Origin of the sequence: Thermoleptolyngbya sp. PKUAC-SCTB121, assembly GCF_016919485.1 — a bacterium.
GTDB classification, from domain to species: Bacteria; Cyanobacteriota; Cyanobacteriia; order Elainellales; family Elainellaceae; genus Thermoleptolyngbya; species Thermoleptolyngbya sichuanensis.
Window position 1 is genome coordinate 352,754 of record NZ_CP070366.1, and the last position, 14,450, is coordinate 367,203.

Sequence of the window (14,450 nt, forward strand, 5' to 3'; positions counted from 1 at the left end):
TGCCCTGTCGCTTAGAGAGATAGTCGAGTTGTGAGCGCGTGTTGGAGAGCCAGCGCATCAGCCTGATTGGCCGCCAGAATGGCGTAGCCGATTTGATGCCGGACTAGCCCCGCGCTGTTTGTGATCACCACGCCCCAGCCCGAAGCTTGCGGAAACAGCAGATCGGCGATCGCCCTTTCCAGGTCAGCCCAGCAGTTCACCGCAGGACATGGCGCACTGGTGCGGCTGAGCAGGGTCGCTGTTTGCGCCCGGCGCTCTCCCAGCAAAAACTGGGCCAATTCATACACATGCGTTCCCCCGGTGCGCCGAGCGTTGACCTCCAACAGGTATAGGGTTCCCGCGTCATCCACAATTCCATCGAGATCAAAGTGCCCAATGTAGCCCATTGCCTGGAGTTTTTTGCCGACTTCTAAGGCGGCGGCACTCAGGTCGGCATACCAGGATGCATCGGCCCAGGACGGGCTGACCAGTTCCCCTGCATAAGCGCCCGATGGCAGCACCTGCTGGGCGCAAATGGCCGCCAGATAGGGCGGCTCAGCTCGATTCGCAGGTACGACGACTTCTGCTGAAGGAGAAAGCGCCTGAGCGCTAGGAATCTGCGCCTCCACAATCAGCAGATCATTGGCGTAGTAAGGATTTTGCCGGAGTGTTGATTGCATTTCGTCCAGGCTGGGGGCGGCTTCTGGGCGAAACACCGTATGCCCAATGCCCAAAAAGCCCGTATTGGCCTTGACGATGCAGCCCTGACCGCGCTGAAGAAACGTGTGGGCGATCACCCCTGCTTCTTCCACACTCCGCGCCACATAGCCCTCCGGCAGCCAATTCCCCATCCACTGCCCCACCAGCATCCGAAAGCCCAGCTTCGTCTGCACATACTCCCGCAGCCACAGCCGATCGGGTGCAGGACTTTCCGGCAGGTACACTGTCAGCCCATAGGTCTGTCGCAGCAGATCCGCCAGCTTGTGAACCGCAGGCGTAGTGGCGTAGGGAATGAGTTGCAGTGCGCCCGCATCGTCTGCAAAATCTACGATCCGCTGGAGCAGCGCAGACTCTCGCAAAATATCGGCACAGATGGAATCTGAGGAATGCTCTGGGCAGGCGTGCTGAAGCTGCGAATAGCCCAGCCGATCTCGCAAATAGTCCACATGAGCAACGGGCGCTTCGGTGATTACCAGCTTGCGATCGCCCAGCCACAAGAGCGATCGCTCATTGGCCACCCGAAATCCGCGAATCAGCGCCTCCCGCCTTGCCAAATCTGGCTCTCGATAAAGCAGATAGCCGTTTGCCTCTAGCGTATTGCCCAGAATGACTAAGGGAGTGGTAGGTGCGAGCATGATTGGGATTGAGCAGGTGATTGAGCAGGTGAATGGTGACGCAGCCCGGCAAATGCCAAGACCATTTGGCTTGAGCAGATCAGCTCGAGTAAATCAGCTTGAGCAGATCAGCTTGAGCAGATCAGCTTGAGTCAATTGGCTGAGCAGATCAGCCTGCGTCAATTGGCTGAGCAGGTGAATGGCTACGCCGCGTCGCCAGGCAACAACTCACCCCAAATTTATTCTTCCATTGGCCGATTTCGCAGCTTCCGCGCCTTAACGACCAAATCCTGAAAGAAATCAGTTTCCACGATTTCCTGCACCTGCTTTTGGCGTTTTACCTGATCGATTTCGATTTTGAGGCTAGCCACCTGCTGTTTGAGGGATTCTTCCCGTTGGCGCACTTTGTCTACCATGAGTTGGAACACGCGAGCAAGGGTAGAAATTTCGTCCTGCACCTCGCTTTTGCTCAGTGCAGTGAGATCCTGGCTATAGTCGCCTTCCCCGATGCGCTCGGCGGCGGCGGATAGTTCCTTCAGCGGGCGAGACAAAATGCCCGACAGCAGGTAGACCAGGCTAAACAGCGTGCCGTAGGTTGCCAAAAACGACAGCAAAAGGCGATCGCGCAATTGTTGCTGTACTTCAAATACGTGATCGGCTTCGATGTCGGCTCCCAGCACAGCGACGATTTTTCCATTCTTGTCGCGGATGGGGGTGTAGGCGGAAATCCAGCTTCCCCACTGGTCAGTGTAGAGGTCGCGGTTGACCGTTTCGCCCTCCTGAAAGGCTCGCAGCGAGTAGGGTGAGGGCTTGTCGGGTTCCAAAAACGGCAGCGCCCGTTCTGGCAAAAATCGCCAGAGGGAATCCACCAGGTATATCGCCTCCAGTTCATCGCCTGTCGTGGCTGGTTTGCCGATGCGGCGGTTTTCGCTCGGCTTGCCCAAGATGAAGCTGTAGGCGTAGACATTGGGCGAAATGCGGTGCGCGGTTTCAAACCATTCCAACTGGTGCAGATAGCGCGGATCGTCTGAAAAGCCCTCTGCGTTGCGTTCGCCCGTTTTATACAGTGCCAGCAGTTCCTCTGCGTCGATGTCGTGGGCAGTGCCAATGGCGGTACTTTCCAGATCTTGCTTGAGGCGGGCGATCGCCTTTTCGGTGGAAAAGTTGTAGAACCACCAATACACCACCGCAAACACCGTGCTGAACACCAGCGTAAAGCCCGTGAGCAGTTTCCAGCGGAGACTCCAAAAGCGCTGTCTCTCCGCCAGTTTGGCAGCAGATGCAGAGGAGGTGATCTGGCTCATGGCAACCTTTTGCACGCTAAAACTCCAGTTTGTCGAGGACGCTCTTGCCGCGCTGACGACGCTTTAGCCGCCAGTTGAGCAGGCTTTTGTCATACACGGCTCGCATCTGCAACACGGCCCACAGCGACAGCAGCGCCATTAGCCCAGCAACGCCCAGATACAGCAGGTGAGGAGGCAGGCGATCGCCCCATCCCAAGCGCCCCACCAGCAAGATGGCTCCCGTCATCAGCGCTCCCAGAATACTGCCCAAGGAAACCAAGTAGCTGTCTAGCAACAGGCTCACCCGCCCCCGCCGCTCCTCTGGAACCAGTCCGGCAAAGGCTTTGCGAGCAGTTTCGTCGATGCTGTACTGAGGGAGTTTTTGCAGCGACACTCCGGCGATCGCCCCGCCCAGTCCCGGCATTGCCAGCATCGCCGAAGCGCCCAGCAGGCTGCTGACGGGCTGAACCAGGAACAGATCCTTAAGCTGGAGATGGGTAATCAGCCGCTGGGTCAGGAAGGTCTGGATGCCCAGATAGGCGACCGTGCGCCCCAGCGTGAACAGGCTGAGGAAGGTTTGGTAGGTGCCCGCATTGGCGATCGCCCCGCCCGACACCGCATAAAATCGGTATTCCACAATCGTTTCGCAGACGATCATCGCCAGAATGGAAACCATCAAATAGCGGAACGCAGGCACCTGGCTAACAAACTCCCAGCCCTCAGACAGGGCCTCACGCAGAGTTTCCGACTTTTGCTGAATCTGCCGCAATTTGGTGTCCTTCAGCCCCATTTCCAGCCCTACATACATCAGGAAATAGAGCAGGATATTCAGCATCAGCAGTTCCTCTGGCTTGATCTGCAAATGCAAAAATAGCCCCGGCGACAGCGCCGTAATCCCAATTCCTACAAGGCTGCCTGCAAATCCCAGGCTGCCCAATAGGGGAAATAGCCGCTTGCTCTGTGCCACGTCAAACACATCGCTCGACAGCACCCAAAACGCCATCGGGAAGAAAATCAACTGCTGATCCGACAGCAGATAAAACAGCCCGTAGTTCAGCCAGCCGGGGGTTCTCAGCAAAAACATCAGCCGCAACACCATGAACGACAGCGCCAAAATCGCGCTGATGCCGCGCACCATCGTCAGTCGATCAAACCGATCGACCCAGAGAGACTGTAATCCCGTCATGGCGATGGTAATCAGGCTGCTGAGAACCAGCACCACCAAAAATTGCGACGGCCCCACGTCTACCAGAAAGTTGCTCAGGGAGGCGATTTCCGACACCTTTTGGGCGAGGGCATTGGCAAACAGCGCAAAGCCCAGCGTCAGCACCAGCCTGGTTTCGTCGGCTCGCACGTTCAGAAATTGATTAACATTCAAGGGCATGGCAAGGGCATGGGTGATTCCGCAGTTCTGGGAGGATTCCGGCGAAAGCCAGCACAGGGTCGCGATCGCGGAGATGCAGGGCGAACCTTGCCCAAAGCACCAGGCATATTCGCTGACGGCATATTCGCTGACGGCATATTCGCTGACAACGCTCTTGGCGGCCCAACTTGGGTTTGATCCAGAGTTCCTTGCAACCTGCACGGGCGATCGCCACTGGAGAGGCACCCCTACATCACGACGCTGTGTCTAATGAAGTTCGCAGTCTGTCCTATTTCGTAGGTTGCCCGGAATCGGAGCGAGTTCACCAGCCTGACAACAAGCTTTCGTGAAGGAACGCGCCTCCAGAATTGGGGATTTGAAGCCCGGTGTTTAGGAATGGGTAGGTTGCAGACTCCTGGCTGATTCCAGCAGGCTCCACAGACGCGGATCGGTGAAGTCCTGAACCACCAGCAGCGTACCCAACTGGGTTAGTTCCTCGGCCGAATGGGTTGCTGCGATGCCGATTGTGGGAATGCCCGCACCCACCGCCGAGCGAATCCCAGAGGGCGAATCCTCAAAGGCGATCGCCTCGGTTGCCAACACGCCCAGACAGTCCAGCGCCGTTTGGTAGGGCAGCGGATCGGGCTTGCCCTTGGGCAACTCATCACCCAGCACCACTACCGAAAACAGCGGCTCTAGGGCCAGGGTTTTCATCATGAACGCTGCATTTTCCACGGGCGCATTCGTCACCACAGCCCGCTGCAACTCGTGATGCTGCATCCAGTGCAATACGTCCCAGAGTCCCGGCGTTGGTTCCATGCCCGTGGCCTGTTCGCGGAATCGGGCCTCTTTTTCGGCACTCAGCTTTGCACCCGCCTCTGCCGATAAGTGCGGCAGCAAATCGCGGACAATCTGCTCGTTCAGCCGCCCGCTGAAGTGGGCATCATAAAACTCGCGGTCGATTTCCATGCCCAACTCTGCCATCACCGCCTTCCAGGTTTGGTAGTGCAGCGGGTCTGTGTTGGCAACGGTTCCATCCAGGTCAAACAATAGCGCTTTCAACATACCAAACGTCCCTCTGCCTGCGTCTTGTCACCCGCAGTATGACAGAAAGAAGAGAGGGAAAGGATTTTGGGTTTTGGATTTTGAGTTTTGGATTTTGGGCGAGGCAAGTCAACAATCCAAACTCTAAAATCGGCAATCTAAAAATCGGCAATCTAAAATCGCTTCATGCTTCGCTGGAGTCTGCCAGCACGCCGTGGAGAAAGATATCGGCGATGCCTTCGGCCATTTCCTGCATGGCGGCGGGGGAGGACTGTTCGGGCATAATCGTGTCGCGGCTAAAGCCTGCCACCGTAAACATTCCTAGAAATACCTGGGCAACTGTGCGCGGGTTCATGCGGCGATAGATGCCGTTGTCCATCGCGGTCTGGAAGAAGGCTTCGGCGACATCGGTCATTTTGCTGATGACTTCGGTCTGGATGCGATCGCGCAAATCGGGATGAAACTGTGCTTCCAAAAAGCACACCCGCAGCATGTCGGCGTTTTGGTGCAGGTTCAGCATTCGCTTTCGCATCACCTGGGCGATCGCCCTAGAGCTACCCATTTCGCTGAGTTCTGTCAGCAAGTCGGTGAGCAGTTCCACCCAGCCTTGGGTTACAACTTCCACCAAAATTGCTTTCTTGTTTTCAAAGTGTCGAAACAGCGTCCCCTCGGCCACACCTGCTTCGATTGCCAGATCGTGTGTCGTTGTGCCGTCGTAGCCCCGCCGCGCAAACAGCCGCTGCGCCGCCCGCAGGATGCGCGTGCGCGTTTCGCCTTCGGTCTGGGGGGGTCGCTGAAAGAGAGGCATAGCGCCAGTCGGAGGGGACGGGGAGCGGGGGAGATAGAGAGAGTTGTGGGGTAAGTGGTCAAGAAATGGAAGACGGAAGGGCGATCGCCCCACCGCTTATCCGTATGCAACATTGTCGATCGGGAAACCCAGAAAAGACACACCTGTTACAGAAATTAGGGATTAGGGCACTGAATAAAGCTGCTTCTCTTCGATGTATTCGCGCACGGCATCGGGGACGAGGGTGTGAATAGACAGGCGATCGCCCACGCGCTGCCGGATTTGGCTAGAGGAAATGTCTAGCGGCGACAGGTCGAGCTGCTGCCAGCGGATGTCAATCCCCTGGGACTGGAGAATCTGGACGGTGGCGGCAGGAGTGGTAGCGGGAGTAGCAGCGGCAGTGGCGGCAAGGCTACTGGGACGGCGCGGCGCAACCAGCCAGGTGCAGCGGGGAATGAGTTCCCGACGACGATACCAGCGGGGCAGCGTGGCAAAGGCATCCTGCCCGATAACCCAAAACCATTGATTATCGGCAGCTTCGATTTCATGATCGTTACTTATATATTGCGTGTATTGCGTTTCTAGCTGATGGAGCAGGTCGATGGCGTAGGAGCGATCGCCCGCTGTTTTGGGATCGACGCAGCAGAGTGCAAAGGACTTGTGAGGCGCGATCGCCCGCTTCACTAGTTCCAGCCGATGGGCGATCGACACCAGATCCTGTCCCTGGCGATGGGGCGGCACCGCCGCAGGAACCCACAGCACCCGGTCGAGTTGCACTTGGCGCAAAGCAGACTCCGCGATATGCAGATGCCCAAAATGGGGTGGGTTAAACGTGCCTCCAAAAATGCCCAGACGTTGCATAGGGGTTTGAAATCACGGGCAGGACATCTCAAGCCTGTCCGAATCTTGTCCTGAAATCAAACTTGTCCTGAAATCAGGGACGTGGGCGCTGTATTCATGAGTATTGCCAGATAACAGAACTGTCGAGCGGCGGACTTGCCCGCTTCTGCTATTATCAGGGGTCGCCATTATCAGGGTCATTCGATGGGCGCGTCGGGATGTATCCCATTGCTTGGCGACTTGCTTGGCAACTGCTTGGCGACTTGCTTGGCAACGAGGTGCATCGGGGCGATCGCCCAATCAAGCCACTCCCTCAGACTGTGGTACGCCTCAAGACAGGCTCAAAGATTCAGCAATTTCAGCAATTACCGTAATAAATTTGGGAATCTTGAGTAAGATTGTGTAAATTCCAGCCTACCTCTGAGGCAACCAGTAGTTTTTCAAGTCTTTGTGGTGCAACAAGACAAAATTCTCTAGGGCAGAGTTCTTTAGGGAATTTTGCAGAAAGTTCAGATTTGCAGAAAGTTCAGAGCTGATTAAGTGTCGGTTCAAGCGTTTATACACAATCTATGTCTCGTTTCGGAGTGTGTCGATTAAGAACTGGGAGGATCGGGCAAAGCTGGATCTTAATCCGCCTCGCGCGGGCAAAAGCAGAGCAGATTTTGCATTGCCTTGCCCCTACGAACGCTCCATGAAACAGCCAGTCAGGGGCTTCAGAGGTTTACCAAATGCTGACTTTCAAGGAGTTCCTAAACTCAACTAAATGAGTCTATGAACTAGATTTGTGCAGTTATTCAAGGCAATACTTTAGAGGCAAGTTTTAGATCGGCAGGTAGGCTGACTTTTTACTTGACTCTTTTTACAAAGCGCTGCAAGTTGGCAGTCATTATCGGCAGTTATTCAATGGGGGCACCTAGTTCTTAATTTGGTTCTTTCAGATGATGCTTCGTTTAGTCGTCAACCCTATTTGGCTCAAGATTTGGCTCAAGATATTAACCAACCAGTTATTTGAGCCATTCAGCCCCTCGGTCAATACCTCTGATCTGACTCAGGACGTGAATCGCCCCATTAGCTATCCCGAAAAAGTAATTCTTGCTATGATATCGCGTGACATTGTGTGGTGTGGTGTAGAAGGAGTGAGGACGTTGAATCCTGTTGATTTTAGCGGTATGCCGTTCCATTTCATCGGCATCGGCGGTATTGGTATGTCGGCGCTTGCCTACATCCTAGCCAAGCGGAACCTGCCCGTCTCTGGGTCAGATATCTGCCTAAATGACATTACTCGAAGATTGCAGGCAGAAGGCGCTCATATCTTTTTGAGCCAGGATGCCTCTAACCTGGAATTTTTTGGAGCGGATGCCAACGGCAAAGCAGTGGTGCGGGCTGTTCCCGAAGAAGCTGGCAATCTGGCCGTGATTAGCGTGGGTGCAGAACCCGTGGCTCGTGGGGCGATCGCCCCGAATCCCGCCCCTAGTTCCCAACTCTTGCCGCAGGTTATTTGCTCAACCGCTATTAACCCCAATAATTCTGAATACCGGGCAGCACTAGACTTGGGCTGTCCGATTTTTCATCGTTCTGACCTGCTGGCGGCGCTGATGCAGGAATATCGCGGCATCGCTGTTGCGGGCACCCACGGCAAAACCACCACCAGCAGCATGATTGGCTATCTGCTGCTGCGGGCAGGGATTGACCCGACAATTGTGGTCGGGGGCGAGGTCAGCGCCTGGGAGGGCAATGCGCGACTGGGGCAGGGCGAGTATCTGGTGGCTGAGGCGGACGAGTCGGACGGTTCGCTGGTGAAGCTGGCGGCTGAAATCGGCGTGATCACCAATATCGAGCTAGATCATCCCGACCACTATGCCACGGTGGATGAAGTGGTCAAAACCTTCCAAGCCTTTGCTGATAACTGCAAGGTGCTGGTGGGCTGCTGGGATTGTGACCTGCTGCGGGCGGAAGTGCCGCCGCATATCAGCTACAGCCTCAATCCTGCCTTGGGCGCTGATTACACGGTGGATCAGGTGGTGTATGGAGCCGCAGGGACGACGGCCCGCGTGTGGGAGCGGGGCACGCTGCTGGGTACGCTGAAGCTGACGGTGCTGGGTCGCCACAACCTGAGCAATGCCCTGGCGGCGATCGCCGTGGGTCGCCATCTCAACCTGGAATTTGACCAAATCGCCACGATTCTCAAGAGCTTTCAGGGGGCCCGTCGTCGGTTCGAGCTGCGCGGCGAAGCCAACGAAATCCTCTTTATCGACGACTACGCCCACCATCCCAGCGAAATTCAGGTGACGCTGGCGGCGGCGCGGCTGCGAGTCGAGTCTTTTGCCAGCGAGCAGCGGCGCGTGGTGGCGATCTTCCAGCCCCACCGCTATAGCCGCACGCAGGTCTTTTTGGAAGAATTTTCTCGGTCGTTTGGCGATGCCGATTTAGTAATTACCACCGACATCTACAGCGCAGGCGAAGTCAATCCGACGGGGATTTCTGGAGAAGACCTGGCAACGGCGATCGCCCAGCACCATCCCAACGTCATTTACCAGCCCACGCTGAATGACGTGTCTGCCTTCCTGGCCCGCGCCCTCAAGCCGGGGGACTTGGCGCTGTTCCTGGGTGCGGGCAACCTAAACCGGATCATTCCAGAACTGGTGTCTGCCCATCAAACCCTGGAAGCCCAGACCGCACTGGCAAGCTATCAGTCTGCCTAACAGTCTGCTTGAAGCTCTATCAGTCTGCCTGAAAGTCTGCCTAAAACGGTCGTCTTCCGGCAGCATAGCGGTCAGTTCTGGGGTCGATGCCAGGGTCAGCGCTGAGAGCTTCTGGCGCAGATTCTCGCAGGGGTGCTTTGGGCCCGGTTCAATCCGGGTTTAAACTGAAAAGCGGCATGATTCAGAACGGTGCAGCAAGAAGCCGTCTGCTGTTTTGCCGCGCTCGGAGTCTTGGCCTGGAGTCTTGACTCAGACTCTTGTGCGCTCTAGCGTCTGCACTGCGTTTCCTCAGGTTATGACATTGGCCAACCCAGTCCCTCAGCCCAGTTTTGAACCTCGCGTTCCCTTTACGCCCATTGGTGCGACCTGTGCGGTTCGCCCGATGGTCTCTCTAGCCGGGTTCACGTCTTACCGAGTCGGTGGGCCAGCGGAATGGTTCGTCTCGCCGCGCACCGTGGAGGATTTGCGGGCGTGCTTTGCCTGGGCAACGGCGGAAGGGCTGCCCCTCACGCTGCTGGGGCTGGGGTCTAACCTGCTGGTGAGCGATCGCGGCTTGCCAGGGCTGGTCATTTGTACGCGCCATCTGCGCCAAACCCAGTTTGATGAAGAAACTGGACGGCTGACGGCCGCCGCAGGAGAACCGATCGCCCGTCTAGCCTGGAAAGCGGCGGATCGGGGCTGGGCCGGGCTGGAGTGGGCCGTGGGCATCCCCGGCACCGTTGGCGGCGCAGTGGCCATGAACGCAGGCGCACACCAGGCTTGCACCGCCGATATTTTGGTAAAGGCTCAGCTGGTGACGCAAGCGGGTGAAACGCAGGAACTCTCGCCAGCGGATCTAGGCTTTCGCTATCGCACGTCCATTCTTCAAGGCGACACCAGCCGTTTGGTGACGCAGGCAACCTTCCAGCTTTGCCCTGGTGCGGGCGCTGCGGTGGTGACGGCTGAAACCCGCGCCTGCCAGGAGCGCCGCCACGCCACTCAGCCCTACCATTTGCCCAGTTGCGGCAGTGTCTTTCGCAACCCCGAACCGCGCACGTCGGGCTGGCTCATCGAGCAAACCGGGCTAAAGGGCTTCCAGATTGGCGGGGCGCAGGTGTCGCCTATGCACGCGAACTTCATCGTGAACCTGGGCAACGCCACCGCTAGTGACGTGTACCGCGTGATTCGCCATGTCCAGGAAAAAGTCTCCCAGCGTTGGGACATTACACTGGAGCCAGAGGTGAAGATTTGGGGAGAGTTTTAGCGGTTCACCAACACTAGAACCAGTCGGGCGCTAGAATCCGTCGGGATCGGTCGGGGCGATCGCACTCTTCAACGGCGACGGCAACTGCGGGTTGTTTGCCGCTGGTAGCCCGTTGCCCAGATCAGGATTTGCCGTGCGGATCTGGCGCATCAGCGTTGCCATCTCGATCGCGCTCATGGCGTAATCCCAACCCTTATTGCTCTTGATGCCCGCTCGCTCCAGCGCTTGCTGCATCGAGTCTGTCGTCAACACGCCAAACACGACCGGCACCCCCGTTTGAAACGAGGCAGCTGCAATGCCCTTCGACACCTCGCCTGCTACATAGTCAAAATGGGGCGTTTGCCCTTTGATGACTGCGCCGATGCAGATGATCGCGTCATAACGGCGAGTCAGCGCCAGTTGCCGCGCCACCTGCGGAATCTCAAAAGAACCTGGCACCCAGGCATAATCGACCTGAGTGCCCTGCGGATCTGGATCAATGCCGTGGCGCTTCAGGCAGTCCTGACAGCCCTCCAGCAGCTTACCCGTTACCAAATCGTTGAACCGCCCAATCACGATGGCAAAGCGCAACGACTCGGTTTGGGTAAACGTTCCCTCAAAAACGGCCATGAATTTACCAGACTTGGTTTCTATACCACGAAATAATTCAGCACACCAACCACAATCACCAGCGCCACCCAGGCAAAGGAACCCAGGAATAGAAGCTGCTTGGACTGATCCCAGTTGCGGGGCGAAGCGTAGGCCACAGGCACTCCCACCACCATCACAAACGACAGCAAGACCAGAGCGGCAAGCGCAAGCTGGAACAAAATGGACATCGCGTTTCCTCCCAACACAGCTAAAGATGAAATGTTATAAGGCAGACTAGAAGCAAACCCCGTGCCCCAATAGCCCCAGTAGTTAAGCTATCAGAAATTGAACCCTCATGGATCTCATCCTCTGCCATACCACGGCTGATTTCGACACGCTGGGTGCGGCGGTCGGGCTGTCGCGGCTGTGGGCGGGGGCGAGGATTGTGCTGACCGGGGGCAGTCATCCTGCGGTCAAGGAATTTTTGGCACTGCACCGGGATGAGTATGCGCTGATCGAGCGGCGGGCCGTGAACCCGCAAAATATTCGGGCGATCGCCGTAGTAGACACACAATGGCGCGATCGCCTCGGCAAAGCAGCGGAATGGCTGGATCTCCCGGTAGAAATCACCGTTTACGACCATCATCCAGAGGGCGGCGGCGACATTCCTGCCAAAACGCAGCAGATCGAAGCTGTCGGGGCAACCACGACGCTGATCGCGGAAGCTTTGCAGCAGCGCCAAATTCGCCTCACGCCTGCGGAAGCAACGGTGATGGCGCTGGGGATTCATGTCGATACGGGGTCGCTGACCTACGACCATACCACCGTGCGCGATGCGGCGGCGCTCACCTGGCTGATGCAGGAGGGTGCGACCGTGCAGGCGATCGCTGCCTATGTGGAACCGGGTCTGTCGCCCCAGCTTCAAGACTTGCTGGCGATCGCCCTCGATCAGCTCCACACCGAAACCGTGCAGGGCTATCGATTGGCGTGGGTGCTGCTGCCCACGGCAGACTATATTCCCGGCCTCTCCAGCCTGGCCAGCCACCTGACCACGCTGACGGAAAGTGACATGCTGCTGCTGGCGGCGCAGTATGGCCAAGTTGAATCGGGCGAGTCGGAGGAACGCCTGGGCGAGTCGCGTCTGACGGTGATCGGGCGCAGTCGCGGCGCAGTGGCAGACCTGGGGGCCCTGTTCAAGCCGCTGGGTGGCGGGGGGCATCCCACGGCAGCGGCGGTAACGCTGCGAACGAGCGCTCCTCAAGCCACGCTAACGGAACTGGTGCAGCGGCTACGCACTGCGATTCCAACCCCGCCCACGGCCCGCAGCCTGATGTCGTCCCCCGTCCGCACCATTCGTCCCGATGTCACCATTGCCGAGGCCCAGCGAATTCTGTTGCGCTACGGGCATTCTGGTCTGTCGGTGGTAGACGAGCAGGATCGGCTGGTGGGCGTGATTTCTCGCCGCGATCTGGACATTGCCTTTCACCACGGCTTTGGGCACGCCCCGGTTAAGGGCTACATGACGACGAATGTGAAAACCATCACCCCCAGTACGCCGCTGCCAGAAATCGAATCGCTCATGGTGACCTACGACATTGGGCGACTGCCTGTGCTGGAGGGCGATCGCCTAGTGGGCATTGTGACGCGGACGGACGTGCTGCGGCAGGTGTGGCAGCAGCGGGAAGGCGAGGCGCTGAATGGCACAACCGGGCGCGGCGGCCTGTGTCCGCTGCCGGAGGCGATTTGGGAGATGCTGGGCGATCGCCTCGTGCCCGCCCTGTGGGACATTTTGCGAGACACGGCCGACCTAGCCGCAGCGCGGGGCTGGCAGCTATACATGGTGGGCGGGTCGGTGCGCGATTTGCTGCTGCAAACCCACGGGCCGCTGCTGTTGCCAGACATTGACTTAGTTGTAGACGGCTTTCACCAGGCGGCCGATCAGGCAGCAGGTGTAGAACTGGCGCGATCGCTCCAGCAGCAGCATCCCGAAGCCCGCCTCCAGGTTCACGGCAAATTTCAAACCGCCGCCCTCACCTGGCATCACCATCCCCAGCTTGGCTCGCTCTGGGTCGACATCGCCACCGCCCGCACCGAATTTTATCCCTACCCCGCTGCCAACCCCGAAGTCGAAGCCAGCTCAATTCGCCAGGATCTCTATCGCCGCGATTTCACCATCAACGCAATGGCAATTCGTCTGACCCAACCGCGCCGGGGGGAACTGCTCGACTTCTTCGGCGGCATTTTGGATTTGCGCGATCGCCAGATTCGAGTCCTCCACGCCAACAGCTTTATCGAAGACCCCACCCGCATCTATCGAGCGGTGCGCTTTGCTGTGCGCCTGGGGTTCACCCTCGACCCGCAAACGGAGGCGCAAATTCGCCATGCGATCGCCAGCGGGGTCTATTTCCGCATTCAGGAAGAAATGAACCGGGCCCCAGCGCTGCAAACCCGTCTGCGGCGCGAACTCAAGTTCATCCTGGAAGCGCCCTACTGGAAAGCAGCCATTCGGCAACTGGCTGACCTGGACGCACTGCGCTGCCTGCACCCCGCCCTGACGCTGGACGCAGAACTATGGCAGCAACTGCGCCTGGGCGATCGCTGGCTGACCCGGTTTGACCCTGACCATCGGCTAGAACACTGGCTACTGCTGCTAGAAGTGGCGATCGCTCACCTGCCCGCCGATTCCGCCACAGACGCACCGGAACCTGCTGCACCCAACGATCCGTCTAGCGTCCGAGAGCGCATCGCCGCTGGACTCCAGCTTCCTGCCGACAGCATCCAGCGCCTCGCTAGCCTGCACGCCGTTGAAACTGCCCTGGATGACTTTGAGCAGTCAATGCACCACTCTGCCGAACCGCTGCGTCCCAGCCAGATCGTGCGCCACTTCGCCGCCTATGACCTGCCCACGCTGGCCCTGCTAACGGTTCGCAGCCCGCGCCCCCGCCGCCGCCTAATCTGGCACTATCTCACCGTCTGGTCGCAAGTGAAACCGCCCCTCGACGGCAACGACCTCAAGCGCCTTGGATACAAACCCGGCAAGCAGTTCAAACCCATGCTAGATAGGCTGTTGGCGGCGACGCTGGACGGCGAGTTGCAGGGCGACCCAGAGACCCTGCGCCAACAGGCAGAGCATCTCCTAGCTTGCCAATTTCCCCAGCGCTAGCGCTGAAAATCGCGGTAAATTGCTGTAAACATAGGAGCATCCCGATCACGGTAGGATGGTTGGGAATGGTGAAGTATTCTAAACAGCGCGGCGGCTGTTCTTCACAAGCAATCCATGGCCATCCTCTGGAAATGCTTGCCCA

The 14,450-nt window shown here is 57.9% G+C and carries 12 protein-coding genes; 4 read left to right on the forward strand and 8 right to left on the reverse strand.

The window, feature by feature from the left end; all coding sequences use genetic code 11:
* Positions 1-11 precede the first annotated feature (11 nt).
* From JTM80_RS01515 to nadD, 6 genes are all read right to left on the reverse strand, one after another.
* The gene (locus tag JTM80_RS01515; protein ID WP_205370430.1) at positions 12-1,334 is read right to left on the reverse strand and encodes a hypothetical protein; all 1,323 of its coding nucleotides are present in this window, start codon (positions 1,332-1,334) and stop codon (positions 12-14) included.
* A gap of 218 nt (positions 1,335-1,552) precedes the next feature.
* Entirely contained in the window at positions 1,553-2,632 is a 1,080-nt protein-coding gene (locus tag JTM80_RS01520) for a HAMP domain-containing protein (RefSeq protein ID WP_205370431.1), read from the reverse strand.
* Between the two features lies 1 nt (position 2,633).
* The gene (locus JTM80_RS01525; protein WP_205370433.1) at positions 2,634-4,205 is read right to left on the reverse strand and encodes a hypothetical protein; all 1,572 of its coding nucleotides are present in this window, start codon (positions 4,203-4,205) and stop codon (positions 2,634-2,636) included.
* A 144-nt stretch (positions 4,206-4,349) separates the two neighbouring features.
* On the reverse strand, positions 4,350-5,024 hold the full coding sequence (locus JTM80_RS01530; RefSeq protein WP_172353842.1) for an HAD family phosphatase: 675 nt from the start codon (positions 5,022-5,024) through the stop codon (positions 4,350-4,352).
* Positions 5,025-5,187: 163 nt separating this feature from the next.
* Entirely contained in the window at positions 5,188-5,811 is a 624-nt protein-coding gene (locus JTM80_RS01535) for a TetR/AcrR family transcriptional regulator (protein ID WP_068508874.1), read from the reverse strand.
* Between the two features lie 162 nt (positions 5,812-5,973).
* Positions 5,974-6,651: a nicotinate (nicotinamide) nucleotide adenylyltransferase gene (gene nadD / locus JTM80_RS01540; protein WP_172353844.1), complete on the reverse strand. Its 678-nt coding sequence runs from the start codon at positions 6,649-6,651 to the stop codon at positions 5,974-5,976.
* Between the two features lie 197 nt (positions 6,652-6,848).
* Between nadD and JTM80_RS01545 the strand changes: the two genes are divergently transcribed.
* The 3 genes from JTM80_RS01545 to murB all read left to right on the forward strand — a co-directional run bounded on the left by JTM80_RS01545 (position 6,849) and on the right by murB (position 10,575).
* Positions 6,849-7,004, forward strand: coding sequence for a hypothetical protein (locus tag JTM80_RS01545; RefSeq protein ID WP_172353845.1), 156 nt, complete (start codon positions 6,849-6,851; stop codon positions 7,002-7,004).
* A gap of 723 nt (positions 7,005-7,727) precedes the next feature.
* Positions 7,728-9,332, forward strand: a complete 1,605-nt coding sequence (murC, locus tag JTM80_RS01550; RefSeq protein WP_172353846.1) for a UDP-N-acetylmuramate--L-alanine ligase — start codon at positions 7,728-7,730, stop codon at positions 9,330-9,332.
* Between the two features lie 295 nt (positions 9,333-9,627).
* The gene (gene murB, locus JTM80_RS01555) at positions 9,628-10,575 is read left to right on the forward strand and encodes a UDP-N-acetylmuramate dehydrogenase (RefSeq protein ID WP_205370435.1); all 948 of its coding nucleotides are present in this window, start codon (positions 9,628-9,630) and stop codon (positions 10,573-10,575) included.
* Positions 10,576-10,605: 30 nt separating this feature from the next.
* Here murB and ribH read toward each other — a convergent pair whose 3' ends face one another.
* Both ribH and psbZ read right to left on the reverse strand, forming a co-directional pair.
* Complete coding sequence (ribH, locus tag JTM80_RS01560) at positions 10,606-11,184, reverse strand: 6,7-dimethyl-8-ribityllumazine synthase (protein WP_172353847.1); 579 nt, start codon at positions 11,182-11,184, stop codon at positions 10,606-10,608.
* A gap of 20 nt (positions 11,185-11,204) precedes the next feature.
* Complete coding sequence (psbZ, locus tag JTM80_RS01565) at positions 11,205-11,393, reverse strand: photosystem II reaction center protein PsbZ (RefSeq protein WP_068508879.1); 189 nt, start codon at positions 11,391-11,393, stop codon at positions 11,205-11,207.
* Positions 11,394-11,500: 107 nt separating this feature from the next.
* Between psbZ and JTM80_RS01570 the strand changes: the two genes are divergently transcribed.
* Positions 11,501-14,308 carry a CBS domain-containing protein gene (locus JTM80_RS01570; RefSeq protein ID WP_205370436.1) on the forward strand — a complete coding sequence of 936 codons (2,808 nt, stop codon included), beginning with the start codon at positions 11,501-11,503 and terminating at the stop codon, positions 14,306-14,308.
* Positions 14,309-14,450 lie beyond the last annotated feature (142 nt).